Source organism: Azospirillum sp. Sh1, assembly GCF_008365135.1.
Classification (GTDB): domain Bacteria; phylum Pseudomonadota; class Alphaproteobacteria; order Azospirillales; family Azospirillaceae; genus Azospirillum; species Azospirillum oryzae.
This window is the reverse complement of sequence record NZ_VTTK01000004.1, coordinates 49,029-72,955: the sequence shown is the minus strand read 5'-3', so window position 1 is coordinate 72,955 and position 23,927 is coordinate 49,029. Positions and strand designations below refer to the sequence as shown.

Annotated in this window: 20 protein-coding genes; 11 read left to right on the top strand and 9 right to left on the bottom strand. The window is 69.0% G+C overall.

Translation table 11 applies throughout. From position 1 onward, the window contains the following. Window positions 1-83 precede the first annotated feature (83 nt). A complete protein-coding gene (gene otnI / locus FZ029_RS06270; RefSeq protein ID WP_149268451.1) occupies window positions 84-869 on the top strand; it encodes a 2-oxo-tetronate isomerase in 786 nt (261 codons plus the stop codon). On the opposite strand, the gene FZ029_RS06265 is transcribed toward otnI, so the two are convergent. Together FZ029_RS06265 and FZ029_RS06260 are read right to left on the bottom strand one after the other, a co-directional pair. Further along, the gene (locus FZ029_RS06265; protein ID WP_149268450.1) at window positions 866-1,306 is read right to left on the bottom strand and encodes a GNAT family N-acetyltransferase; all 441 of its coding nucleotides are present in this window, start codon (window positions 1,304-1,306) and stop codon (window positions 866-868) included. The genes otnI and FZ029_RS06265 overlap by 4 nt on opposite strands. Window positions 1,307-1,400: 94 nt before the next feature. Beyond that, window positions 1,401-2,471, bottom strand: a complete 1,071-nt coding sequence (locus FZ029_RS06260) for an NADP-dependent oxidoreductase (RefSeq protein ID WP_149268449.1) — start codon at window positions 2,469-2,471, stop codon at window positions 1,401-1,403. Window positions 2,472-2,563: 92 nt separating this feature from the next. Here FZ029_RS06260 and FZ029_RS06255 point away from each other — a divergent pair, with 92 nt between their 5' ends. Beyond that, a complete protein-coding gene (locus FZ029_RS06255) occupies window positions 2,564-3,499 on the top strand; it encodes a LysR family transcriptional regulator (protein WP_149268448.1) in 936 nt (311 codons plus the stop codon). On the opposite strand, the gene FZ029_RS06250 is transcribed toward FZ029_RS06255, so the two are convergent. The 3 genes from FZ029_RS06250 to FZ029_RS06240 form a co-directional block, all read right to left on the bottom strand. Then, window positions 3,463-4,785 (bottom strand): YbfB/YjiJ family MFS transporter, encoded by a 1,323-nt coding sequence (locus FZ029_RS06250; RefSeq protein WP_247892162.1) that lies wholly within the window; start codon window positions 4,783-4,785, stop codon window positions 3,463-3,465. The genes FZ029_RS06255 and FZ029_RS06250 overlap by 37 nt on opposite strands. A 98-nt stretch (window positions 4,786-4,883) precedes the next feature. Then, window positions 4,884-5,486 carry a TetR/AcrR family transcriptional regulator gene (locus tag FZ029_RS06245; RefSeq protein ID WP_149268447.1) on the bottom strand — a complete coding sequence of 201 codons (603 nt, stop codon included), beginning with the start codon at window positions 5,484-5,486 and terminating at the stop codon, window positions 4,884-4,886. 119 nt (window positions 5,487-5,605) lie between these two features. Further along, window positions 5,606-6,976 carry an FAD-containing oxidoreductase gene (locus FZ029_RS06240; RefSeq protein WP_149268446.1) on the bottom strand — a complete coding sequence of 457 codons (1,371 nt, stop codon included), beginning with the start codon at window positions 6,974-6,976 and terminating at the stop codon, window positions 5,606-5,608. Between the two features lie 205 nt (window positions 6,977-7,181). On the opposite strand from FZ029_RS06240, the gene FZ029_RS06235 reads away from it, so the two are divergent. From FZ029_RS06235 to FZ029_RS06220, 4 genes are all read left to right on the top strand, one after another. Further along, window positions 7,182-8,852: an ATP-binding protein gene (locus tag FZ029_RS06235; RefSeq protein WP_149268445.1), complete on the top strand. Its 1,671-nt coding sequence runs from the start codon at window positions 7,182-7,184 to the stop codon at window positions 8,850-8,852. A gap of 5 nt (window positions 8,853-8,857) precedes the next feature. Continuing rightward, window positions 8,858-9,499: a response regulator gene (locus FZ029_RS06230; RefSeq protein ID WP_149268444.1), complete on the top strand. Its 642-nt coding sequence runs from the start codon at window positions 8,858-8,860 to the stop codon at window positions 9,497-9,499. Between the two features lie 121 nt (window positions 9,500-9,620). Continuing rightward, window positions 9,621-10,007 carry a response regulator gene (locus FZ029_RS06225; RefSeq protein WP_188051830.1) on the top strand — a complete coding sequence of 129 codons (387 nt, stop codon included), beginning with the start codon at window positions 9,621-9,623 and terminating at the stop codon, window positions 10,005-10,007. A 216-nt stretch (window positions 10,008-10,223) separates the two neighbouring features. Beyond that, window positions 10,224-12,842 (top strand): ATP-binding protein, encoded by a 2,619-nt coding sequence (locus FZ029_RS06220; RefSeq protein WP_149268443.1) that lies wholly within the window; start codon window positions 10,224-10,226, stop codon window positions 12,840-12,842. Between the two features lie 7 nt (window positions 12,843-12,849). Here the strand turns inward: FZ029_RS06220 and FZ029_RS06215 are convergent, their stop codons facing one another. Next, the gene (locus tag FZ029_RS06215; protein ID WP_149268442.1) at window positions 12,850-13,623 is read right to left on the bottom strand and encodes a M48 family metallopeptidase; all 774 of its coding nucleotides are present in this window, start codon (window positions 13,621-13,623) and stop codon (window positions 12,850-12,852) included. Between the two features lie 83 nt (window positions 13,624-13,706). Further along, a complete protein-coding gene (locus FZ029_RS06210; RefSeq protein WP_149268441.1) occupies window positions 13,707-14,615 on the bottom strand; it encodes a LysR family transcriptional regulator in 909 nt (302 codons plus the stop codon). 94 nt (window positions 14,616-14,709) lie between these two features. Between FZ029_RS06210 and FZ029_RS06205 the strand changes: the two genes are divergently transcribed. Together FZ029_RS06205 and FZ029_RS06200 are read left to right on the top strand one after the other, a co-directional pair. Beyond that, on the top strand, window positions 14,710-15,579 hold the full coding sequence (locus FZ029_RS06205) for an aldo/keto reductase family oxidoreductase (protein WP_149268440.1): 870 nt from the start codon (window positions 14,710-14,712) through the stop codon (window positions 15,577-15,579). A gap of 116 nt (window positions 15,580-15,695) precedes the next feature. Beyond that, window positions 15,696-17,216 (top strand): AMP-binding protein, encoded by a 1,521-nt coding sequence (locus FZ029_RS06200; protein ID WP_149268439.1) that lies wholly within the window; start codon window positions 15,696-15,698, stop codon window positions 17,214-17,216. A gap of 16 nt (window positions 17,217-17,232) precedes the next feature. Here the strand turns inward: FZ029_RS06200 and FZ029_RS06195 are convergent, their stop codons facing one another. Then, window positions 17,233-17,658 carry a PAS domain S-box protein gene (locus tag FZ029_RS06195; RefSeq protein WP_149268438.1) on the bottom strand — a complete coding sequence of 142 codons (426 nt, stop codon included), beginning with the start codon at window positions 17,656-17,658 and terminating at the stop codon, window positions 17,233-17,235. A 35-nt stretch (window positions 17,659-17,693) separates the two neighbouring features. Further along, entirely contained in the window at window positions 17,694-18,695 is a 1,002-nt protein-coding gene (locus FZ029_RS06190; RefSeq protein ID WP_247892161.1) for a PDR/VanB family oxidoreductase, read from the bottom strand. 204 nt (window positions 18,696-18,899) lie between these two features. On the opposite strand from FZ029_RS06190, the gene FZ029_RS06185 reads away from it, so the two are divergent. From FZ029_RS06185 to FZ029_RS06175, 3 genes are all read left to right on the top strand, one after another. Continuing rightward, window positions 18,900-19,535 carry an SH3 domain-containing protein gene (locus tag FZ029_RS06185; RefSeq protein ID WP_149268437.1) on the top strand — a complete coding sequence of 212 codons (636 nt, stop codon included), beginning with the start codon at window positions 18,900-18,902 and terminating at the stop codon, window positions 19,533-19,535. Window positions 19,536-19,745: 210 nt separating this feature from the next. Continuing rightward, a complete protein-coding gene (locus tag FZ029_RS06180; RefSeq protein WP_149268436.1) occupies window positions 19,746-21,461 on the top strand; it encodes a methyl-accepting chemotaxis protein in 1,716 nt (571 codons plus the stop codon). 129 nt (window positions 21,462-21,590) lie between these two features. Then, on the top strand, window positions 21,591-23,927 hold the full coding sequence (locus tag FZ029_RS06175) for an Orn/Lys/Arg decarboxylase N-terminal domain-containing protein (protein WP_149268435.1): 2,337 nt from the start codon (window positions 21,591-21,593) through the stop codon (window positions 23,925-23,927).

The window sequence follows — 23,927 nt, the reverse complement described above, 5'->3', positions numbered from 1 at the left end:
CCGTTCTCTTTGACCTTATCGTTTCGCCTGCTTTCCCTTATCAGTTTCAGGCCACCCGTGCCACGAGGGAGCCCAGCCGCGCGATGCCCGCCTTTGCCGCCAACCTGACGATGATGTTCACGGAGTGGCCGTTCCTGGACCGCTTCGACGCCGCCGCCGATGCCGGATTCCGGGCGGTCGAGTATCTGTTCCCCTACGACCATGCGCCGGACGAGGTGGCCCGGCGGCTGGAGCGCAATGGGCTGACCCAGGCGCTGTTCAACATGCCGCCCGGCGACTGGGCCGCCGGGGACCGCGGGCTGGCCGCCCTGCCGGAGCGGTTCGAGGAGTTCCGCGCCGGGGTGGCCAAGGCGCTGGACTATGCGGCGGCGACCGGCTGCCGCCGGCTGCACATGATGGCCGGGCTGGCCGATCCCGCCGATCCTGTGGCGGCCGGGGCATACCGGCGCGCCGTGGCTTATGCGGGCGAGGCGCTGGCTGCGCGCGGAATCGGGCTGTTGCTGGAGCCGATCAACGGCCGCGACATGCCGGGATATTTCCTGAACGATTTCGCCCTTGCGGAGCGGCTGATCGCCGACTCCGGCCTGCCCAATGTCGGGCTGCAGTTCGACCTCTACCACCGGCAGATCCTCCATGGCGACGTGACCATGGCGCTGCGCCGGCTGATGCCGCTGACCGGCCATGTCCAGATCGCCTCGGTTCCGTCGCGCAACGAACCGGACGGCGAGGAGCTGAACTGGCCCTTCCTGTTCGCGGAACTGGACCGGCTGGGCTATGGCGGCTTCGTCGGCTGTGAATACCGGCCGAGGGCCGCCACGCTGGATGGGCTGGGCTGGTTCGCCCCCTACCGTGCGGCGGCGGAGCGTTAGTCCAGCTTGTGGACGAAATGGTGGCAGCCGATCCGATAGCGCTTGCCCATATAGACGCGGTGGGCGTCGCTTCGCTCCGGACCGACGCCCGAATCGAGGTGCAGCGCCTTGCAGTCCAGCCTTTCGGCCTCGGCCTTCGCCCAGTCGAGGATGAGCGAGGCATAACCCCGGCCGCGGTGGTCCGGCAGGGTCGCCATGTCGACGATGTAGAAGGACTTGCCCAGCCACAGGGAATATTGCAGCCGGAATCCCAGGACGCAGGCGGCCGGCCCGCCCGCTTCGGGGACGATGCCGGCGAGGCGATAGCCGTTCGGGCGCAGCACGGTGTCGATGATGCGGGTCATTTCGGCCGCATCGTATTTCGGCCAAAGCACCTGAAGCGCCGGCACCGCCGCCGCCGTATTTTCTTCGGTAATCTCGATGATCTCCGGCTGCACGACTCTTCCTCTTGGTTCCGGTCCCGGCAATCAGGATGGGCCGGACGGGGAGGAGGTTGCAAGGCCGGCCTGGGCTTGGCTGCCGTGCGCGCGGTCAGGCGGCGGTGAGGACGATCTTGCCCTGGACATGGCCGTCGGCGGCGCGCTCGTGTGCCTTTCGCGCGTCGGCCAGCGGGAAGACGCTGTCGATGACCACGCGGATGGTGCCGTCGTTCAGCAGCCTTCCGATTTCCGTCAGTTGGGCGCCGTTCGACCGGACCTGGGTGGCCGACACGGTGACGCCCAGGTCCGCCGCTTCCGTACCGGCGTCGAAGCCCAGCGGGAAGATCGGGAACAGGGCGCCGCCGCGCTTCAGTGTCGGCAGGAAACGGCGGGTGGCCGGGCCGCCGACCGCATCGACGACGAGATCGGTGCCGCGCACCACGTCCTCTGGCCTCGTCCTGGTATAGTCGATGACCTCGTCGGCGCCGAGATCGCGCAGCAACGCCTCGTGCCGGCCGGAGGCCACGGCGATGACGTGCGCGCCCTTCCATTTCGCGATCTGCAGAGCCAGATGCCCGACACCGCCGCTGGCACCGTTCACCAGCACGGTCCTGCCGGCGAGCGGTACCGGCCGATGCTGGTCCGGTTGTAGCGGATTCGGCTGGTCATGGCCGAGATCGACCAGAAACTGCCAGGCGGTGAGCAGCGACATCGGCGCGGCGGCGGCATGCACATGGTCGATGCCCAGCGGCTTGATCCCGAGTTCGGATGCCGGGACCGAGACATACTCGGCATAGGCCCGGCTGTCGCCGGCGAGGCCGGCGGGAAAACGGACCATCGCATAGACCTCGTCGCCGACGGCGACAGTCCTAACATCGTCGCCGACGGCGACAGTCCTAACATCGTCGCCGACGGCGACCGTTTCGATGCTGTCGCCGACCGCTTCGACCACGCCGGAAATGTCGGTTCCGGGGATGATGGGGAAGGACACCCGCGGCCGCCATTCGGGCGGAAGCATCCGGTAGCCGTCGCGCAGATACCAGTCGGGGGGATTGAGTCCCACCGCGTGGACGCGGACAAGGACCTCGCCCGCTTTCGGCCGGGGTTTCGGCGCGTCTTCATAGACCAGGACCTCCGGACCGCCGAAGGCGTGCAACCGTACCGCTTTCATAATATCGCTCATCTCAGGCTCCTTGGGAGAGGATCGGACCTGGACGAGCATATGATCGGCGGTTCAGAATTGATAATCGGGCCGGACATCTGTTCAATTATGCCATGAAGGAACAAATGGGCCTGGAACGGCTGACCGGGCTGATCGCATTCGCGCGCGCCGGATCGCTCGGCAGCTTCACCGCCGCGGCGCGGTCGCTGTCGATTTCGCCCTCCGCCGTCAGCAAGAGCGTGCAGCGGCTGGAACAGCGGCTGGGGGTCTCGCTGTTCACCCGCACCACGCGCTCGCTGACGCTGACGCCGGAGGGGCGCGAGCTGCATGAACGCGCGGTGAGGTTGCTGCGCGACGCGGAGGAGATCGAGCAGGCGGCGATGGCGGCGCGATCGGAGCCGTCCGGCACCCTGCGGGTCGCGGCCCCGCTGCCGATCGGCGTCCATGTGATCGCGCCGGCATTGCCGGTCTTCCGCAAGCTCCACCCCAAGGTGACGGTCGATCTGCGCCTGAACGACCGGATGGTCGACATCGTCGAGGAGAGGATCGACGTCGCCGTGCGCATCGGCGAGCTTGCGGATTCCGGGCTGCTGTCGCGCCGGCTGGCGCCATACCGGCTCTGCTGCTTCGCCTCGCCGGATTATCTGGCGGCGCGCGGCATGCCGATGCACCCCGACGAACTGGAGGGGCATGACACCGTCCTGCTGCGCTATCAAAGCACGGGGCAGGCTCTGCGCTGGCCCTTCCGCATCGGCGGACGGTTGGTGGAGGTCGTGCCGCCGGCCGGCATCGTCGTCGATGTCAGCGATGCGCTGGTCGCCGCACTGGCGGCCGGCGGCGGCATCGGCATGGCCGCGACCTTCATCGCAGGTCCCCTGGTGGCGCGAGGCGAACTGGTCCCGCTCCTGTCGGATTTCGCGGTCGAGCGGAACAACATCACGGCGCTCTGGCCGGAAAGCCGTCACACCAACCCGGCGGTGCGCGCCTTCCTGGCCCTGTTGCACGAGGTGTTTCAGGAGCGGATGACGGCCGCCGGCTTTCCGGCCTGATCCTTCCTGGCCAAATCCTTCCCAGCCAAATCCTTCCTGGCGTGACGGTGGCGGCGGGCGTTGGCGAGGATGTTGGCACCAAGCGCGATCATCAGGGCGACGGCGCCGCACAGGAAGACGGCGGCATAGCTCTCCCCACTGTGGGTGAAGAGATAGGAGTAGCCGTAGCCGCCCAGCGCCTGGAACAGGGCGAAGGCGGTGGTGGCCCGGCTCCAGGCCGCGCGCTGCTCGGTCTGGCCGTGCGGCAGCAGCTCGTGGATGCGGCCCAGCACCAGGGGAACCACACCCGGCGTCAGGGCGCCGATCACCACCGTCGCCGCCCCGACCACCAGCGGATGGCCGCTGAGCGCCAGCGTGGCGACGGCCGCCGCCTGAAGCAGCAGGGCGATCCGGTATGCCGCGGCATAGCCGACCCGGTCGGCCAGCGATCCGGCGGCGACGGGTCCGGCCACCGATGCCACGCCATACAGGACCCAGTAGAGGGCGCCGACATCCGCGCCCTGGTGCAGGCCGCGGGCGACGTAATCGACCAGCAGCAGCATCACCGGCACCAGCCCCAGGGCGTTCAGCGCATATTCGGCGTAGAGCGAGCGCAGGACTCCCCCTTCATGGCGCGGCGCATGCTCAACCGCCGGGGCGGCAATGCCCTGCGGCGCGGCCGACGGGGGCCAGCCGAACCAGGACAGGGCGGTCAGCAGCAGCGACAGCCCGCCCAGCCCCAGCCATGTCTCGTGCAGGCCCAGCCGCATCAGCGCCGGCACGGCGGTGCCCGACGCGGCGATCCCGAGGCCGATGCCCAGGAAGATCATGCCGCTGACGAAGCCCCGCCTCGATGCCGGGATGTGGGGCAGGATGCTGGTGGCGACCAGCACCATGATGGACCCGCCGGCAAGGCCGGAGACGAATCGCCATGCGAAGAACCAGCCGAGCGAAAGCGGATAGGCGCAGGCGATGAAGGCGAGCGACGCCGCCAGCATCAGCAGCCGCAGCAGCGCCCGGCTGGGCAGCAGCCCGGCCAGCGGCCGGCCGAGCAGGGCGCCCGCCAGATAGCCGGCGAAATTCGCCGCGCCCAGCGTCACGGCATCGCCGGCGGAGAACCAATGCGCCTCGATCAGCGATGGGACAAGCGGGGAGTAGGCGAAGCGTGCCAGCCCGATGGCGACGAGGCTTCCCGCCATTCCGGCGAGCGTCGCCATCCAGGCGGCGCCGTCCAGACGGTCCTTCGGACGGTTGGCCGGGCGGTCGGCCGGACGGTTCGGCGCCTCGGCTGCGGATGTGGTGTTCATGGTCGTGCGTCCCCTTCGACGGCGCCGCGGCAGCGGCCCGCCCGGTTGCCGGGAAGACTGGGAATGGGAAGGCCGTGCGGCGGTCAGGAGACCAGCGGTCAGGAATCAGGCATCGGCGGCAGGCCCAGGCACGCCAGGGCGGCGCGGGCGGCGCCTTCCAGCAGGCTGCGTTCGGGACGGACGCGGGCGAGGACGCGGATGCCCAGGATGCTGGCGAAGAGCAGGCGGGCCGCGTCGTCGGCATCGACGCCTGGGGGGATCTCGCCGCTCTGCCGTCCCTTGACGATGCAGCGGCGGAAGAAGTCTTCGATGGTCGTCAGTTCCGCATTCAGGAAATCGCGCAAGTCCGGATCGGCCGCCGTGACCTCCAGCGCGGAGTTGACCAGCAGGCAGCCGCGCCCGCAGCCGTCGCCGAGCGAGCGTTCGACGCTCTCGCGCAGGAAGCCGGCGATGGCGGCGGCCGGGGAGGGGGAGGCCTCGTGCCGGGCAATGCGGGCGCGCAGGGACCCGTCCAGGTAATGCTCCAGCGAGCGGCGGAACAGCGCCCGCTTGTCGCCGAAGGCATTGTGGATGCTGGCGAGCGTCATCCGCATGCTCTCCGCCAGCTCGCGGGTGGAGGTCGCCTCGTAGCCCTGGGTCCAGAAGCGGTCCATCGCCGCGTCCAGCACCGCCGTCTCATCGAACTTCCGCGGCCGAGCCATCGCATCCGCCTCCCGATCCAGATTTTAGATCACTTGATCCAAAACATAGACCCGTCAGTTCCGCGGTCAAGAATTTCCGTTGCGCCGCAAACGCCGCCCTGCATTGCGCAGAACCGCCGTCACTCCAGCGGCTTCAGTTCGCCCAGCAGGGTCGGCAGCAGTTCGGCGACGGTGGGGTGGATGTGGACGGCGCGCTGCAGGGTGGGGTAGGGCGCCTTGGCGTACATCATGTCGAGCACGCCGTGGATCGCCTCGTCGCCGCCCGGGCCGAGGATGGCGGCGCCGAGGATCTCCTGGCTGTCGGCATCGACGACGATCCGCATGAACCCATCGGCCTCGCCCTTTTCGACCGCGCGGCCGACGCGGGTCATCGGCCGCTGGCCGACCAGCGCCCGCCGGCCGGAACGGCGGACCGCCTCGTCGGTCATGCCGACGCGGGCGAGCGGCGGGTCGGTGTAGAGCGCGTAGGCCTGGATGCGGTCGTCGACGCTGCGCGGATCGTCGTCCAGCAGGTTGGCGGCGACGATCTCGAAGTCATTGTAGGCGGTGTGGGTGAAGGCGCCGCGCCCGTTGCAGTCGCCCATCGCCCAGATGCCCGGCACGGTGGTGCGCAGCCGGTCGTCGACCGTGACGTAGCCGCGGGAATCCGTCGCCACCCCGGCACGGTCGAGCCCGAGGTCGCCGGTGTTGGGCGTGCGGCCGACCGCCAGCAGCACATGGCTTCCCACCACCGACGGGGTGCCGGAGGCGCAGTTCACACCGACCTCGATGCCGTCGGCGTGGGGGGCGAAGCGGATGCAGTCGGCCGACAGGCGGACGGTCACCCCCTCCTTCTCCAGCAGCTCCCGGATGGCGTCGGAGACGTCGGGGTCCTCGCGGCCGATCAGCCGCTCCCCCTTCTCCACCACCGTCACCTCGGCGCCGAACCGGCGGTACATCTGGGCGAATTCCAGGCCGATGTAGCTGCCGCCGACCACCACCAGATGCCGCGGCACCTGATCGAGGTCGAGGATGGTGCCGCTGGTGAGGATATTCACGTCGTGGACACCGGGCATGTCCGGCACCGCGGCGCGGGCGCCGACATTGAGGAAGATGCGCTCCGCGGTCAGCAGCTCGTCGCCGACGCGCACGCTGTTGGCCGATTCGAAGCGGGCATGGCCTTGCAGCACCCGGCAGTTGGGCATGCCGCGCAGCCAGCGTTCGACATTCCGGCGCGAGCGGCCGGAGACTTCGTCCTTGCGCGCCTTGACCCGCGCCATGTCGATGCGCACCGGGCCGTCCAGCATCACGCCGTACTCGGCGGCGCGCTGGGCCATCCGGGCGACGCGGGCGCTGGCGATCAGCGTCTTGGTCGGGGTGCAGCCGGTGTTGACGCAGGTGCCGCCGAACAGCTTGCGCTCGACCACCGCCACGCTCATGCCGGCGGCGGTGAGGCGTTCGGCGAGCGGCGGTCCGGCCTGGCCGGCTCCGATGATGATGGCGTCGACCATGGCGGGCTCCTGCGGCCTGAAGCGTTTGTTGGGGAAGGGGCGGGGGAAGGCGTGGGGAATGGATGGTACCGCCGGTTCGGCGGCCTTCTCAACCAACCCAAGGTATGACTGGCGCCGCCGTGTCCAGATCGTTCAAGAAGCGGGAGGCTTCGGCAGGCAAGCTGCGGGAATCGGAACGGCACACCCCGAGGTTGGAGACGGGCGCATGGGCGCGGATTGGACGGGCGCGGAGTGGAGCAGTTCGCAGGCGGCTGGCCGGGCGGCAGAGCGGCGGCTTGGGGTTCTGGCGGTCCCGCTGGCGCTGACCGTGTTCGTCATCGACACCTTCACCGACATCGAAAGCGCCATCGCGGTCCTGTATGTCCTGGTGCTGCTCCTGGCGGCCACCGCGCTGTCCCGGCGGGGCATCCTGCGGGTGGCGGCCGGCTGCGCGCTGCTGGCGGTGCTGTCCTTCTTCCTGTCGCACTGGCACGACATGGATCTGTCGGCGGTGCTGCGCTGCGGCGTCTCGCTGGCGGCCATCCTGATCACCGGTGCGCTGCTGGTGCGGGACCATGAGTCGCGGGCGTTGCTGGTCCGGGCCAACGGCGCGCTGGCGCGCAGCGAACGGCGCTACCGAGGCATGTTCGAGCAGGCGCGCATTTCGCTTTGGGAACAGGACTTCACCGCCGTGACGGCGGCGCTGGACGCGCTGCGGGCGGACGGGGTGACGGACATCGCCGCCCATGCGCAGGCCAATCCCGGCTGGGCGCGGGAGATGGGGGCGTCGGTGGTCACCACCAACGTCAACGACGCCACCCTGGAACTGCTGGGTGCCGCCGGCCGGGCCGAGGTGCTGGGGCCGCTCGAACGCTTCCTTCCCGCCGAGGATCCGGCGTTGCCGCAGATACTCCTGGCGCTTTGGGACGGGCGCGACCGGTTCGAGGGGAGGGCGCAGCTGATCGCCGCCGACGGACGCACCCTGACGGTGCTGCTGGGCATCAGCTTTCCGGACGACGGCGTCGGCTTCGACCGGGTGGTGGTCGGCGTCGTCGACATCACCCAGCGCGAACGCACGCAGGAGGCGCTGCTGGCGGCGCAGGCCGAACTCGCCCGTGCCGCGCGCGCCGCCACGCTGGGCGCCCTGTCGGCCTCCATCGCCCACGAGCTGAACCAGCCGCTGGGCGCCATCGTGCTGAACGCGCAGGCCTGCCTGCGCTGGCTGCGCCGCGACCCGCCGGACATCGAGACCGCCGCCAAGGCGGTGGACCGCATGGTCCGCGACGGCAAGCGCGCCGCCGACATCGTGCAGCGGACCCGCGGCATGCTGGTCAAGGACACCCGCTGCGACGAGACCATCGACCTGCGCCAGCTGGTGGAGGAGGTGGCGATGCTGCTGGAGCGCGAGCTGTCGGCCGCCGCAACGGTGCTGGTCACCGGCTTCGCGCCCGACGTTCCGCCGGTGCGGGGCAGCCGGGTGGGCTTGCAGCAGGTGCTGATCAACCTCGTCACCAACGGCCTGCACGCCATGGCGGAGGCGGGGAGCCCGCGCCGCGAGCTGACCGTCACCGTCGAGCGGGCCGGGGCCGGGGATGGTAACGGCGCGGAGGTGAGGGTGGCGGTCCGCGACCGCGGCCGGGGCATCGACGAGGCCAACCGCGCCCGCCTGTTCGACCCCTTCTTCACCACCCGGCCGGACGGCATGGGCATGGGGCTGTCGATCTGCCGGTCCACCGTGGAATCCTGCGGCGGCACGCTGACCGCGCACAACCATGCGGAGGGCGGGGCGGTGTTCGAGTTCACCATACCCGCGGCTTTGCCCCAACCTCCGGCCCCTGCCCCTGCCATTTCCGGGCCATCGCCGGCCGTTTCGTCCGTGCCGGCACGAGAGGACTGACCGCCATGCCGCAATCACCCGCACCGCCGCCCGTTACAAACGATCCGCTGGTTCTCGTCGTGGATGACGATGCCGGCATGCGGGAGGCGGTGGTCGACCTGCTGCGGTCGGTCGGCATCGAAAGCCTCGCTTTCGGCAGCACGGCCGAACTTCTGGCGGCGGCGGTTCCCGACCGGCCGGGCTGCCTGATCCTGGACGTGCGGCTTCCCGGCCTGGGCGGGCTGGAGTTCCAGACGAGGCTGGACAGCCTGGGCATCGCGCTGCCCATCGTCTTCATGACCGGTTTCGCCGACGTGCCGATGTCGGTTCGGGCGATGAAGGCGGGAGCGATGGATTTCCTCATCAAGCCCTTCCGCGACCAGGACATGCTGGACGCGGTGGAGGCCGCGATCGCCCGCGACCGCTCCAGGCGGCGCGACCGGGCCGCCGCGATGACGGTGGAATCGCTGGCCGCGACCCTGACCCCGCGGGAGCGCGAGGTGATGGCCGAGGTGGTCAAGGGACGGCTGAACAAGCAGATCGCCGGCGATCTCGGCATCAGCGAGGTGACGGTGAAGCTTCACCGCGGCAAGGTGATGCGGAAGATGCAGGTGCGCTCGGTCGCCGATCTCGTCCGCAAGGCGGAGGTGCTGGACCCGGAGGAATAGGCCGCCGAGGAGTAGATCCCGGAGGAGTAGACCTAGGTGTGGTATCTCCCCGCGGTCCCGTCCGGCTAGGATGCGCGTGGCGCCGGGGAACGGCGCCTCCATCCGTTCGAGGCATCACGAATTGTCCAACGCACCCCTGATAGCGGTGGTCGATGACGACGAGGCGATCCGCGAGGCGCTGGACGACCTGCTGCGGTCCGTCGGCTTCCGCTGCCGGTCCTTCATCTCCGCCGAGGATTTCCTGGCAAATTTCCTGGCCGGCGCCGACCGCGGCGGCATCGCCTGCATCATCCTGGACGTGCGCATGCCCGGCCTGTCCGGGCTGGAGATGCAGGAGCGGCTGAACGCCGACGGCGGCGGACATCCGCCGATCCTGTTCATGACCTCCTATGCCGACGAGACCACGCGGGCGCGGGCGATCGGCGGCGGCGCCCGCGACGTGCTGGGCAAGCCGGTGGATGCCCACATCCTGATCGCCTCGCTGAACAGCGCCATCGCGGCGGGGTGACGGCCGGGGCGGCCTGCGTGTGTGCGGGGCAACCCAATCGCTCTCACTTCTGATCTGTTGTGCTTCGTCGATTTCCCGACGAACCTGCCGGGCCGCAAATGGCGATCGCATGGCAGCGTTCGGCAGTCCCCGACGGTTAAGGGTTGAGCGGGACCGGACGGGAGACGGAGCAATGACGGTCGCAACCCACAGCACCAAGGCCGGAATCGGGGCGCCATGAGCTTCCTGACCCGCTTGCTGCTGCTCGTGTTCCTGGCTCTGGTTCCGATCTGCGCCCTGGAGGTCTGGAACCAGATCGACCTGCGCCGCCAGCGTTCGGAGGAAATCCACGAGCATGCGCGGCAGCTTCTAAGCCTGCTCGGCGGCGAGCAGCAGCGCCTCGTCGAAGGTGTGCACCAGATGCTGGAACTGTTGGCCGAGACACCGGCCGCGCAGGCTCTCGATGCGTCGGAGTGCCAGACGCTGCTGACGCGCACGGGCTCGCGGATCGCGGATTACCTGACGATCAACCTCGCCGGCACGGACGGGGTCATCCTCTGCTCAACCAACGCGGCCCTGACCGGACGGACCATCGCCGACCGCATGCATGTGCGCGCCGCCCTGGAAAGCGGCGGCTTCACCGTCGGCGAGTTCATCCGGCAACGGCACAACGGCAAGCCCGCCATGCCGTTCGGCCTGCCTATCCGCCGCAACAGTGCCGACGGTCCGCCGATCGGCGTGGTCACGGCGCTGATCGATCTCGGTTGGCTCGAACGCTATCTCTCCGAACACCCGCTTCCCGACAACGCGTCGCTGCTGGTGGCCGACGGCAACGGCATCGTGCTGGCCCATGCGCCGACACGGCCGGGTGCCGTCGGCAGCGCGCTTCCGCAACGGTTCCGCCCCCTGCTGGACGCCGACACCGTGGGCACCGCCCAATTGATGGGGATCGACGGCATCCAGCGGGTGTTTGCCTATGTTCCGCTGTCCGCCGGGGTCCGGCATATCTTCGTCGCCATCGGCATCGACCATGACGCGGCGATGCGCAGCATCGACGACGCGCTGCGACGGTCGCTGATCTGGATCGCCGCCACGCTGATGCTCGGCCTGCTGGCGGCATACGTGATCGCCAAGCGCCATATCTATCGGCCGGTGGCGGCGTTGATCGCCGCGACCGAACGCTGGCGTTCCGGTGACCGCTCCGCCCGCGTCGGCGCGGTGGACGGCCCGGAAATGAGCCGGCTCGGACTGTCGTTCGATGCGCTGGCCGAAGACCTCGACCGGCAGATGCGGGCCAAGGAGGAGGCGTCCGCCGCATTCCGCGCCAGCGAGGAACGGTTCCGCGCCCTGGTCGAGAATGCGCCGCACATGATGTGGGTGAACCATCCGGACGGCACCCTGGAATTCGTCAACGCCGCCTTCCGCGCCTACACCGGCCGCATGACGACCGAGGCCAACCGGATGGACGACCTCCATCCCGACGATGTCGAGCATGTCCAGGCGATCCGCGCCCGCGCCATCGCCGCCGGCGCGCCGCACGAATACGAACTGCGCCTGCGCCGGGCCGACGGAACCTACCGATGGCATCTCAGCCGCACCCATCCGATCCACCAGGGGGGACGGATCGTCGCCTGGTACGGCGGCGCGGTCGACATCCACGACATCCACCGCGCCCGTGACGCGGCGGAGGAAGCCGGCCGCAGCAAGAGCCGCTTCCTGGCCGCCGCCAGCCACGATCTGCGCCAGCCGATGCAGTCGATCCTGCTGTTCGCCGAGGTGCTGCGCCCACATCTGACCGACGGTCCCGGCCTCGACGCGCTCGGCCGTCTCCAGCATGGTCTGGAAATTCTCAAGGGGCTGCTGGACGGACTGCTCGACATCTCCCGCCTGGACGCCGGCATCGTGGCGCCGCAGTTCGAAGAGTTCCGCGTGTCGGATCTGCTGAGGAGCCTGGACGACGCCTATGCTCCGCTCGCCCAGGAAAAGGGGCTGGATTGGCGGGTGGCGCCCTGCCACGCGACGATCCGCAGCGACCGTGTGCTGCTCGGCCGCATGCTGCGCAACCTGGTGGAGAACGCCATCCGCTACACCGACCGCGGCGGAGTCACGGTCGAATGCACCCTGCAGGCCGATCATCTGCTGATCGGGGTTCGCGACAGCGGATGCGGCATCCCGGCCGACCAGATCGACCGTGTCTTCGAGGAGCTGTACCAGATCGACAACCCCGAGCGGGATCGCAACCAGGGGCTGGGACTGGGGCTGGCGATCGTCCGCCGCCTGTCGGACCTGTTGGATCATCCCGTCACCGTGCATTCGCAATCCGGGCAGGGGGCGCTGTTCAGCGTCGCCGTGCCGCTCGCCACCGGAGACCGCGCCGCGGAGCCCCGGCCCGCCGAGGCGGCGCCGGCACCGCCGGAGCGGGGGGAGACGCGGCTGGCGGTGGTGGTGGATGACGACCCCATCGTCCTGGCCGGGATGGAGAGCATCCTTCGTTCCTGGAAATTCGACGTGATCGCCGCCGATTCCACCGACCATGCGGTGGAGAGCCTGGAACGGGACGGGCGGCGGCCGGACATCCTCATCGTCGATTACCGGCTGCGGGACAAGCGCATCGGAACGGAGGCCATCCTGCGCATCCGCGCGATGCACGATCCGGGCATTCCCGGCCTGATCGTCACCGGCGAGATCGGCACCGAACCGCAGAACGACGCCCTCAGATACGGTTTCCACCTGCTGCACAAGCCGGTCACCCCGCGCACGCTGGCCGCGGCGCTCAGCCGGCATCTGGCGGGGGCCGACCGAGACGGCCGGTCGCCGGTCGCCGATGGCGCCGGTCCGCCGTCGGCCGGCCGCTGAGACGCCGTCACTTCGGTGCGTAGAGCTTCAGCGCCTCCGGCATCAGGCGGTTCAACTGGCCGATGCGGTCGTCGATGCCGGGATGGGTGGACAGGAAGACCGGCGGTGACGATCCGGACTGCCGCATGTTGCCCCACAGCGCCACGGCCTCGCGCGGGTCGTAGCCGGCGCGCGCCATCAGCATCAGCCCGTCGCGGTCGGCCTCCAGCTCCTGGTTGCGGGAGTAGGGCAGGATCAGGCCGTATTGCGCACCGGTGCCGAGCGCGGCGGCGATCTGCTGGCTGGCCGGAACGCCGCCGGCGCCCAGTGCGGCGCCGACGATGCCGGCCCCGGCCTCCGTTGCCATCTGGGTGCTGACGCGCTCGGCGGCGTGGGCATCCAGATTGTGGGCGATCTCGTGCCCGATCACCGCGGCCAGTTGCGCGTCGTTCCTGGCGTAGCGGAACAGTCCTTCATAGACGCCGATCTTCTGGCCGGGGAGGGCGAAGGCGTTGGCGTCCTCGCCCTGGAAGACGCGGACCTCCCATTTCGAGGCGTCGAGGCCGGCGGCACGCAGCAGGCGCGCCGACACCTCCTCGGCCCGCCGCTGGTAAGATTGGTCGTTGGTGGCCGGCGTGGAGGAGACCAGGCGTTGCCAGTCCTGCTTGCCCAGGTCGGCGAGCTGTTCCTGCGAGACGAGATTGAGGCCGAGCCCAGTCGCCCCGCCGCCGCACCCGGCCAGGGCCAGACAGCCGGCCATCATCGCCGCGAGACGCAGCGAACGGGTCCTATCGTTCGGCATGAGTGATCGCTCCCTGCATTTGCATTCAAGCTTAACCCTGGCACGCCGTGGCGGTTCCAAGAAAGCTGACCATACGGGAGGCATCAGCCGGTTCCGTCCCCGGCCTTGATGAAGTCGAGGAAGGCCCTGAGCGGCGCCGGCACAAGACGGCGCCCCGCATAATAGAGGAAGGGACCGGAAAAGCTCTGCCACCAGGGTTCGAGGACGGGCTCAAGCGCGCCGCTGTCCAGATGCGGGCGCAGCCATTGCTCGAACAGATGGATCACCCCGACGCCGGACACCGCCGCGTCGATCGCCAGTTCCATGGCGCCTCCCGGTCCCACCACCAGCGGGCCGGGCGGGTCGAGCCGGATCACCTCCCCGTCGCGCTCGAACTCCCACAGTGGAAAGGCGCCGCTGGAAAAGCGCCCGCGCAGGCAGGCATGGGCCATCAGGTCGCGCGGATGCTCGGGCCGTCCCTTCGCGCGGAGATAGGAGGGCGAGGCCGCCGTCGCGAAACGCTGGCGGCGGGGGCCGATGGGAACCGCGATCATGTCCTGCTCCAGCCGCTCGTCATAGCGGATGCCGGCGTCGCAGCCGGCCGCCAGCACGTCGACGAAGCTGTCCTCCGCCATCACCTCCACCTTGATTTCCGGATAGGCGGCGAGGAAGCGCGGCAGGATCGCCGGCAGCACCAGCCTTGCCACGCTGACCGGCACATTGAGCCGGAGGGTCCCCGCCACCCGGTCGCGAAATCCGTTCACCACGTCCAACGCGGCATCGACCTCGCGCAGCGCGGGGGCGAGCCGGGCCAGCAGACGCTCCCCCGCCTCGGTCAGCACCACGCTGCGCGTGGTCCGGTTGAGCAGCCTCACGCCCAGCTGTGCCTCCAGCCGGCGCACGGCTTCGCTGAGGGCCGAGGCGCTGGCGTTGCCGGCGCGGGCGGCCTCGCGGAAGCCGCGGGCGCGGGCCACCGCGACGAAGGCATTCAGGTCCCCAAGGTCATGCTGCATTGTTCGCCGATCCGCACAGGCTGTCCCGACTGTGCAGTCTAATCGAACAGGGCGTTGGCGACTAGATTTGGCGAGACCAACAAGGGAGGCCATCATGTCCAATCTCGACAAATCCGGCAGTTTCACCCTCGGCGGCAAGGCCGTGCGGCGGCTCGGCTATGGCGCCATGCAGCTTGCCGGTCCCGGCGTGTTCGGCCCGCCGAAGGACCATGACGCGGCGATCGCCGTGCTTCGCCACGCCGTTGAAGCGGGCGTGAACCACATCGACACCAGCGACTTCTATGGACCGCATGTCACCAACCGCCTGATCCGCGAGGCGCTGGCGCCCTATCCGGACGATCTGCTGATCGTGACCAAGATCGGCGCCCGGCGCGGCGACGATGCCTCCTGGCTGCCGGCGGCCTCGCCCGACGAGCTGCGGCAGGCCGTCCACGACAATTTGCGCAATCTCGGCCTGGACGTGCTCGACGTCGTCAATCTGCGGCTGTGGGGCGACCATGGCCATGCCCCGGCGGAGGGGCCGATCGAACGGGAACTGAGCGTGCTCGCCGACCTGCAGCGGCAGGGACTGGTCCGGCATATCGGCCTCAGCAACGTCACCGCCGCCCAGGTCGAGGAGGGCCGCCGCATCTGCGACATCGTCTGCGTGCAGAACCACTACAACCTCGTGCACCGGGCGGACGATGCGCTGATCGACGACCTTGCCGGCAAGGGGATCGCCTATGTGCCGTTCTTCCCGCTCGGCGGCTTCTCGCCGCTGCAGTCGGACCAGCTGTCGGATGTCGCCCGCCGGCTCGATGCGACGCCGATGCAGGTGGCGCTCGCCTGGTTGCTGAAGCGGGCGCCCAATGTGCTGCTGATTCCCGGAACCTCCTCGGTCGGCCACCTGCGGGAGAATCTGGCGTCGGCCGAGCTGGATTTGCCCGCCGATGCCGTGGAGCTGTTGGACCGCTTGGCCTCATAGAGCCGGCGGCACCGAGACTGTCATGGGAGCCGGTCGATAAGGGGGGCTGCCCGAATTGGTTCCCATATCCTACAATCGGCTGCTCAAGCGGATCAGCCGTAAAAGGAACAGCCCCGGTGAATCTCTTCTCCCTTCTCGATCAGGCGGCAAGCCGGTTCCCCGACCGCGGGGCGGTGTTCCGTGGCACCGAGCCGGTCCACAGCTTCGCGGAGCTGCGCTCTCGCGCGCTGCGCATCGCCGGTGGGCTGCGGGCGTCGGGGCAGCCGGGCGACCGCATCGCCATCGCGACGGAGAATGTGCCGGAATATGTCGAGCTGTTCTTCGCCATCTGGGCCGCCGGCATGGCGGCGACGCCGGTGAACGCCAAGCTGCATCCGCGCGAACTGGTGCAGATCCTGGAGGATTCCGGCGCGACCGCCGTCTTCGTCTCGCCCAAGCTGGCCCCCGGATTGGAGCAGGCGCTTGACGGATCGCCAGCGGCGTCCTGCCGCCGGATCGTCATCGGCGGGAGCGATTACGCGGCCCTGGCGGCTGGGGAGGAGTGGACCGGGCCGGTCGATCCCGATCCGCAGGCGCTGGGCTGGCTGTTCTACACCAGCGGCACCACCGGCCGGTCGAAGGGGGCGATGCTGTCGCACCGCAACCTGCTGGCCATGACCATCGCCCATCTCGCCGATGTCGAGGCGGTGGACGAGGAGTGCAGCCTGCTGCACGCGGCGCCGATGTCTCACGGCTCCGGCCTCTACATAGCGGCCTATGTTGCCCGCGGCGCCCGGCAGGTGGTCCCGGCCTCGTCGGCCTTCGAGCCGGCGGAGTTCCTCGATCTCTGCGACCGTCATCCCGGCTGCGGCGCCTTCCTGGCCCCGACCATGGTGCAGAGGCTGCGGCTGGAGGCGGAGCGCGGCGGGCGCCGGCCGGCCAATCTGCGCTCCATCGTCTATGGCGGCGGCCCGATGTATGTGGAGGAGCTGCGGCGGTCGCTGACGGTCTTCGGACCGGTCTTCGTCCAGATCTACGGACAGGGCGAGGCGCCGATGACCATCACGTCCTTGCGCCGCCGCGACCATGCCGCGGACGACGACGCGGTGCTGGGATCGGTCGGCTTCGCCCGCAGCGGCGTCGAGGTGGCGGTGGTGGATGCCGACGGCCGGCCGCTGCCGCCCGGCGAGGTGGGCGAGATCGTCTGCCGCGGCGACGTGGTGATGGCGGGCTACTGGAACAACGCCAAGGCGACGGCCGAGGCGCTGCGCGGCGGTTGGCTCTACACCGGCGACATGGGGTCGTTCGACCGGCGCGGCTACCTGACCCTGCGCGACCGGTCGAAGGACGTCATCATCAGCGGCGGCACCAACATCTACCCGCGCGAGGTGGAAGAGGTGCTGCTGCGCCATCCCGACGTCGCCGAGGTCTGCGTCACTGGCCAGCCCGACCCGGAATGGGGCGAGATCGTCGTCGCCTTCATCGTCGCCGAGGCCGGCCGCGACATTTCCCCCGACAGCCTCGATGCCCACTGCAACGCCAGCATCGCCCGCTTCAAGCGGCCCAAGCGTTACCTGTTCGTCGAGGCGCTGCCGAAAAACAATTACGGCAAGGTGGTGAAGCGCGAACTGCGGGCGCGTCTGGCCGGCGGCGCATAGTGCCGGAAAAGGCCCGTCAGCGGCCGGCCACCTGACGGCGCAGGGCCTTCATCTCCTCGAAGCGGGCGGAGACGTCGCGCATGACGGCGGCCATTCCCAGCATCGCGCCGTCGGCATCCTTCAGCGGCACGATGGTGAACTCCACCGAGATGCGGCTGCCGTCCTTGCGGGTCGCCGGAACCGACAGCAGGTCACCGCTGCCATAGCGGCTGACCCCCGACTTCATCACCTCGTCATAACCGTCCCAATGGCGCTGGCGCTGCCGTTCGGGAATGATGATGTCCAGCGACTGGCCCAGCGCCTCCTCGGCGGTGAAGCCGAACACCCGCTCGGCGCCGGCGTTCCAGAAGCGGATGAGGCCGTCCCGGTCGGAATAGACGATGGCCTCGGCCGGACTGTTCAACAGCGCCAGCCCGAGCCTCTGCAGGTCTTCCTCGGTCATCACTCCTCCCACTACCTTCGTTGAATTGTCCGGACTCACAGGTCCAACACCAGTCTTGCGCTGCGGGCCCGCGACACGCACAGCATCATCGTCTTGCCGGCGGCGCGTTCCGCGTCGGACAGCACGCTGTCGCGGTGGTCGGGCTCGCCCTCCAGCACCGTCGTCTCGCAGGTGCCGCAGATGCCCTGTTCGCAGGACGAATCGACCGTAACGCCGGCGGCGTCGAGCGCCTCCAGCACGCTGGTCCCCGGCGGCACCGTGACCGTCACGCCCGACCGGGCGCAGACCACCTCGAAGCTGTCGTCCTCTAGGCTGTCGGCGGCCGCATCCTCGCGGACGGGCTCGACCCGCGGCGTGAACCATTCGAAGCGGACATCCTGCGCCGGTTGGGCAGATGCTGCAACCGCCTCCATCAGCCGTTGCGGACCGCAGCAGTAGATCGGGACCTCGGCGGGGGTGGCGGCGAGCAACGCGTCCACCGTCAGCTTCCGGCCCTCGTCGGCGGCATGGACCTCGACACGGCCATGGGGCAGGGCGCGGAGTTCGCCGAGGAACGGCGCCGCCGCGGCGCTTCGCACGCAATAATGCAGGGTCCAGTCGGCTCCCCGGCCGGCCGCCGCGCGGATCATCGGCAGCAGCGGCGTGATGCCGATGCCCCCGGCGATGAACAGATAGCGCGGCGCCTCGTCGAAGCGGAAGTTGTTGCGCGGCAGGCCGATGGAGATGGCGGCGCCGGGTTCCAGCTCGCCATGGACGAAGCGCGATCCCCGCCCGCCGGGGACGTTCAGAACGGCGATGCTGTAGGCCTGCCGGTCCGCCGGATCGCCGCACAGCGAATAGGACCGCACCACCCCGTCCGGCAGATGGACGTCGATGTGCGCGCCGGGCTCGGCCGGCGGCAGGGGCTCGCCGTCGGGATCGCGCAGTTCCACCAGCATGACCTCCGGCGCCACCCGCTCCAGACGATGCGCACGCAACGTCCGCGTGGTCGAAGGCGGGCGCCGCTGCGTCTCCGGCTCAAGGCTGCTCATCATCATACCTGCCTGAAAAGTTCGTCGGTAGGAAAGGTGCCGGCGCTTGGTATGCCAGATCCAATGCAAGCACCCTAAAACCTCAACCGCACTTGAGGTCAAGCGGAAATGCTGCTGTGCCGCGGTGGTCTTCCCGGATGGATCATCCGCCCGCTGCCGCGTGTTGTTCGCGAAAGGGTGCGCACCGGCACCACAGCGGGAGGAACGGTCATGTCACGCAAGACGATCATGGTCCTGGTTGCGGCACTCGGTACGGTGGGGATGCCGGTCATTCCGTCGCTTGCCGCCTCCGGCGACGTCCATGCGGTGGTGGGGGAGAAGGTGAACCTGCGTGCCGGACCCTCCGACGATGCGGCGGTGCGGTCCACCGTCGCGCGCGGCGACGAGGTGGTGGAGTTGCGGCGGGAGGGCAACTGGATGGGCGTTCGGGTGCTGCGCAGCGGGGAGGAGGGCTGGCTGTTCTCCGACCTCGTCAAGCGGCAGACCGCCAGCACGCTGGGCGGTGGGGAGGCGGCACCGGCGCAGGCCGGGTTCGAGCGGCTGTCGCCCGGCTTCGACGGGCTGGTCGCAACCATCGGCGAGCGTCTCGGCTACCGCTTCGCCGACAAGGTGGACCAGACCGGCAACGGCACTCTGCGCGTCGTGCCGACCCAGGAATGGTCCTACAACACCGGCCGCGACGCAAAGATGTATGCGGCGCTGGCCCTGTACCAGATGTGGAAGAACTACAACAACGGCCGTCCGGTGACGGTGACGCTGGGATCCCAGGGGCCGTCCGCCATCACCATCGCCGATGCTGCGAAGGGGCCCGAACTGACCATGCCGGCGCCCAACCCGTCACGCTGACCCCAGAGGCCACGTCTGGGTCCGGCGGCGTGCGTCTTGTTGGCGCAGGAGCGTCACCAACCGTCAACTTATCCGCCGCTGCCGCGCCCGAATACCCTGAAATACCGCCATATGTAAACCGTGCAGCAATGTTTGGGTTCGACACTGACAACAAAGTGCGTAGTCCGCACGGCAATCGCCCAGCCGATCGAGTTCGAAAAGGTGCACCCCATGTCCGTGTCGCTCACCTCCGTGCCGCCCACCCGCACGCGCCTCGTCACCAGGATCATGGGGCCGTCGCTGCTGCTGGCCGCCATCGCCATCGGGATCGCGGTCTATGGCCTGGTGTCGCTGTCCACCCTTCATGAACGCAACGTTCAGCTGGTTGAACGCGACGCTGCACGTCTGGAAATGGCGCTGCGCCTGAACAGCGAGTTGAACGTCACGGCGATCGCCACCTCGAACGCCGTGCTCGCCACCAAGGCGGAGGACGTGAAGACCATCCGCGGACGCTACCAGCAGCGTCTGGCCGCCGTACTGGATTATTCGAAGCGGATCCTGGAGACCAACCCCGCGCCGGCCATTGCACAGCCGGCGAAGGACATCCAGGCCCTGTCCGGCGACTATGACCGGCTGGCCCAGCGGGCCATCGCCCTGTCGGCCGAAGGTAAGAAGGACGAGGCCTTCCAGGTGATCTTCGGCGAGATGCGCGACGTGCGCTTCAAGATCAACGGCGAGGCGGACAAGCTGGTCGCAGCCGCCAAGGAGGAGATGCAGGCCGCGCAGAGGAGCGGCGAGGCGGTCTATGACGCCGCCCTGTTCTGGCAATCGCTGGGATCGGTGCTTGGCATCGCGCTGTCGCTGGGCCTGCTGGTCTGGATCGTCCAGCGTCACGTCTCCCGCCCGCTGAAGCGCCTGACCTCGGCGACCGAGCGGCTGTCGCGCGGCGATCTGGAGGTCGAGTTGGAAGCGCTGGGCGAGGGGCGCGGCGATGAGGTCGGCACGCTGGCCCACGCGCTCCACATCTTCCGCGACAACGCGCGCGAGATGCGCCGTCTGGAAGCACAGCAGCATGAGGAGGAGGCGCTGAAGGACCGCCGCCGGCAGGCCGTCGACGGGCTGATCGCCAATTTCGAGAGCGGCATCACCGGACAGCTCACGGTGCTGACCAATGCCGCCGACCAGATGCAGCAGACCGCCCAGCTGATGAACCGCACCGCGGAGTCGACGCACGAGCGCACCGCCGCGGTGGCCAACGCCTCCGAGGTGGCATCCGGAAACGTGCAGACGGTCGCCGCGGCGGCCGATGAGCTGACCGCGTCCATTGCGGAGATCAGCCGCCAGATCGAACAGGCCAACGGCGTCGCCGGCGAGGCCGTGCAGCAGGTGATGCAGACCAACACGACCGTGGAGGGGCTGTCGACCGCCGCCGCCCGGATCGGCGAGGTCGCCCATCTGATCACCGAAATCGCCAGCCAGACCAATCTGCTGGCGCTGAACGCCACCATCGAGGCCGCGCGGGCCGGGGAAGCGGGCAAGGGCTTCGCCGTCGTGGCGCAGGAGGTGAAGAACCTCGCCACCTCGACCGCGCGGGCGACGGAGGAGATCACCGCGCAGATCCAGGAAATCCAGGCGGTGAGCGGCGAAACGGTGGCGGCGATCCGGAATGTCGGGGCGACGATCCGGTCCATCAGCCAGATCTCCGCCACCATCGCCGCCGCCGTCGAGCAGCAGAGCGCGGCGACGCGGGAAATCGCGCGCAACACCCAGGAGGCGGCACAGGGAACCAGCCAGGTTTCCACGCACATCGGCGGTGTGGAGGCGGCGGCCCGCGACACCGAGGCGGCGGCCGATCAGGTCAAGACCGCCGCCGCCGCGCTGTCCGGCGAAGCGGCGTCGCTGCATGCCCAGGTCGCCGCTTTCCTCTCGTCGATCCGGGCCGCCTGAGCGGTCCATCCCGACCGGGCGTCATACATCTGTCACGGTGCTGCTGTAGCGTGGCGCGCCGGCCTAAGGCCGCCCACGCCGAACTTCGTCCGGCGGCCGATCCGCCCTGTTTTTCCGGAGACCCGTCGCATGGATTTCTTCCGCCGCTTCAACTTCCTGGTCTGCGCCCCCGCCTTCGAGGTGGACGAGCTGGAGGGCATGCGGCTTCAGCAGATCCTGTCGGAAGTGGAGCGGATGGGCTTCGAGGTGGTGCGCGCCCGCCGGGTCGAGGATGCCGAGCTGGCGATCCGCACCGATGCCGCCATCGGCTGCATGATCGTCGATTGGGGCAAGCGCGGCGCCGACGGCAAGCAGGCCTCGCTGATCGCCTTCGCCCGCCAGCGCGGGTTGGAAATGCCGATCATCCTGCTGGTCCGCCGCCAGCGGCTGGAGAACATCCCGGTCGACGTGCTCAATCAGGTCGACGGCTACATCTTCCTGGCGGAGGAGACGCCGGAGTTCATCGCCAAGAATCTGGTCAGCCGGCTGAAGCAATATGCCGACACGCTGAAGACCCCCTTCTTCGGCGCGCTGGTCGATTACGCCGAGGAGGGCAACCAGCTTTGGACCTGCCCCGGCCACAATGGCGGCATCTTCTACAGCCGCAGCCCGATCGGCCGCATCTTCGTCGAACATCTGGGCGAGGCGGTCTTCCGCGACGACATCGACAATTCGGTGCTGGAGATGGGCGACCTGCTGGTCCATGAGGGGCCGGCGCTCCAGGCGCAGAAGGAGGCCGCCCGTATCTTCGGGGCCGAGCGCACCTATTTCGTGCTGAACGGCACCTCGGCCTCGAACAAGATCGTGCTGTCGGCGCTGGTGGCGGAGGATGACCTCGTCCTGTTCGACCGCAACAACCACAAGGCGGCCCATCATGGCGGCCTGTTCCTGGGCGGCGGCATCCCGATCTTCCTGGAGACCGAGCGCAACGCCCATGGCCTGATCGGTCCCATCGACCCGCAGGCGCTGGACGAGGAGGTGATCCGCGAGCGCATCCGCCGCAACCCGCTGGTCAAGGACCCCGACGCCTGGAAGCGCGAACGCCCCTTCCGTGCCGCGGTGATCCAGCAATGCAGCTACGACGGCACCATCTACAATGCCCAGATGATGCTGGAACGGATCGGCAAGCTCTGTGATTACATCCTGTTCGACGAGGCGTGGGCGGGGTTCCTGAAATTCCATCCGCTGTTCAAGGGCCATTTCGCCATGGGGCTGGAAGGGCTGCATGACGGCCATCCCGGCATCATCGCCACCCAGTCAACCCACAAGCAGCTGGCCAGCTTCTCGCAGGCCTCGCAGATCCATGTGAAGGACAATCACATCAAGGGCCAGCGCCGCCGGGTGGAGCATCGCCGCTTCAACGAGACCTTCCTGCTGCACGCCTCGACCTCGCCCTTCTACCCGCTGTTCGCCTCGCTGGATGTCGGCGCGCAGATGATGAAGGGGCGGTCGGGCGAGGTGCTGTGGGACGACACGATCCGGCTGGGCATCGAGCTGCGCAAGAAGATCCGCGCCATCCGCCGCGAGTTCGAGGATCGCGAGAGTGACCCGGCCAAGCGCTGGTTCTTCGATCCGTTCGTGCCCGACCGCGTCACCCGCAACGGCGTCCCGACCGCGTGGGAAGAGGTGCCGACCGACGAGCTGGCGACCGACGTGCGCCATTGGGAATTCGCCCCCGGCGCCGACTGGCACGGCTTCCAGCATGTCGGGCCGGGCTATGCCATGACCGACCCCAACAAGCTGACGCTGCTGACCCCCGGTTTCGACCGCCACAGCGGCGCCTATGGCGACCACGGCATTCCGGCGCCTGTGGTGGCGCAGTATCTGCGCGAGAACCGCATCGTTCCGGAAAAGAACGACCTGAACTCGCTGCTGTTCCTGCTGACGCCGGGCGTGGAATCGAGCAAGGCCGGCACGCTGCTGAGCGGTCTGGTCGCCTTCAAGCGGCTGCACGACGACAACGCCCCGCTGGAGGAGGTCATCCCCGAATTCGTCGCCAAGCGGCGCGCCCATTATCTGGGCCGGCGCCTGCGCGACCTCTGCGCCGAGATGCATGCCTTCTACCGCGAGAAGAACACCAGCGCCCTGCAGCGCGCCATCTTCCGGCCGGAGCATCTGCCGACCATGGCGATGCCGCCGCGCGAGGCGACCCGCCATCTGGTGCGCAATACCGTCGATTACCTGCCGATCGACGAGATCGCCGGCCGCATCGCCACCACCCTGTGGGTCGTCTACCCGCCGGGCATCGCCACCATCGTTCCGGGTGAAAGGCTGGACGAGCGGGCGAAGCCGATGATCGACTATCTGAAGGTCTTCCAGGAAAGCGCCAACCGCTTCCCCGGCTTCGACAACGAGATCCAGGGCCTGTACCGCGAGACCGACGCGAAGGGCGTGATCCGCTACTTCACCTATGTGGTGAGGGAGTAA

Coding starts and splice junctions, on each gene's coding strand:
- otnI (WP_149268451.1), top strand. CDS start 84: ATGCCCGCCTTTGCCGCCAACCTGACGATGATGTTCACGGAGTGGCCG.
- FZ029_RS06260 (WP_149268449.1), bottom strand. CDS start 2,471: ATGAGCGATATTATGAAAGCGGTACGGTTGCACGCCTTCGGCGGTCCG.
- FZ029_RS06255 (WP_149268448.1), top strand. CDS start 2,564: ATGAAGGAACAAATGGGCCTGGAACGGCTGACCGGGCTGATCGCATTC.
- FZ029_RS06250 (WP_247892162.1), bottom strand. CDS start 4,785: ATGAACACCACATCCGCAGCCGAGGCGCCGAACCGTCCGGCCGACCGC.
- FZ029_RS06245 (WP_149268447.1), bottom strand. CDS start 5,486: ATGGCTCGGCCGCGGAAGTTCGATGAGACGGCGGTGCTGGACGCGGCG.
- FZ029_RS06240 (WP_149268446.1), bottom strand. CDS start 6,976: ATGGTCGACGCCATCATCATCGGAGCCGGCCAGGCCGGACCGCCGCTC.
- FZ029_RS06235 (WP_149268445.1), top strand. CDS start 7,182: ATGGGCGCGGATTGGACGGGCGCGGAGTGGAGCAGTTCGCAGGCGGCT.
- FZ029_RS06230 (WP_149268444.1), top strand. CDS start 8,858: ATGCCGCAATCACCCGCACCGCCGCCCGTTACAAACGATCCGCTGGTT.
- FZ029_RS06220 (WP_149268443.1), top strand. CDS start 10,224: ATGAGCTTCCTGACCCGCTTGCTGCTGCTCGTGTTCCTGGCTCTGGTT.
- FZ029_RS06215 (WP_149268442.1), bottom strand. CDS start 13,623: ATGCCGAACGATAGGACCCGTTCGCTGCGTCTCGCGGCGATGATGGCC.
- FZ029_RS06210 (WP_149268441.1), bottom strand. CDS start 14,615: ATGCAGCATGACCTTGGGGACCTGAATGCCTTCGTCGCGGTGGCCCGC.
- FZ029_RS06205 (WP_149268440.1), top strand. CDS start 14,710: ATGTCCAATCTCGACAAATCCGGCAGTTTCACCCTCGGCGGCAAGGCC.
- FZ029_RS06195 (WP_149268438.1), bottom strand. CDS start 17,658: ATGACCGAGGAAGACCTGCAGAGGCTCGGGCTGGCGCTGTTGAACAGT.
- FZ029_RS06190 (WP_247892161.1), bottom strand. CDS start 18,695: ATGATGATGAGCAGCCTTGAGCCGGAGACGCAGCGGCGCCCGCCTTCG.
- FZ029_RS06185 (WP_149268437.1), top strand. CDS start 18,900: ATGTCACGCAAGACGATCATGGTCCTGGTTGCGGCACTCGGTACGGTG.
- FZ029_RS06180 (WP_149268436.1), top strand. CDS start 19,746: ATGTCCGTGTCGCTCACCTCCGTGCCGCCCACCCGCACGCGCCTCGTC.
- FZ029_RS06175 (WP_149268435.1), top strand. CDS start 21,591: ATGGATTTCTTCCGCCGCTTCAACTTCCTGGTCTGCGCCCCCGCCTTC.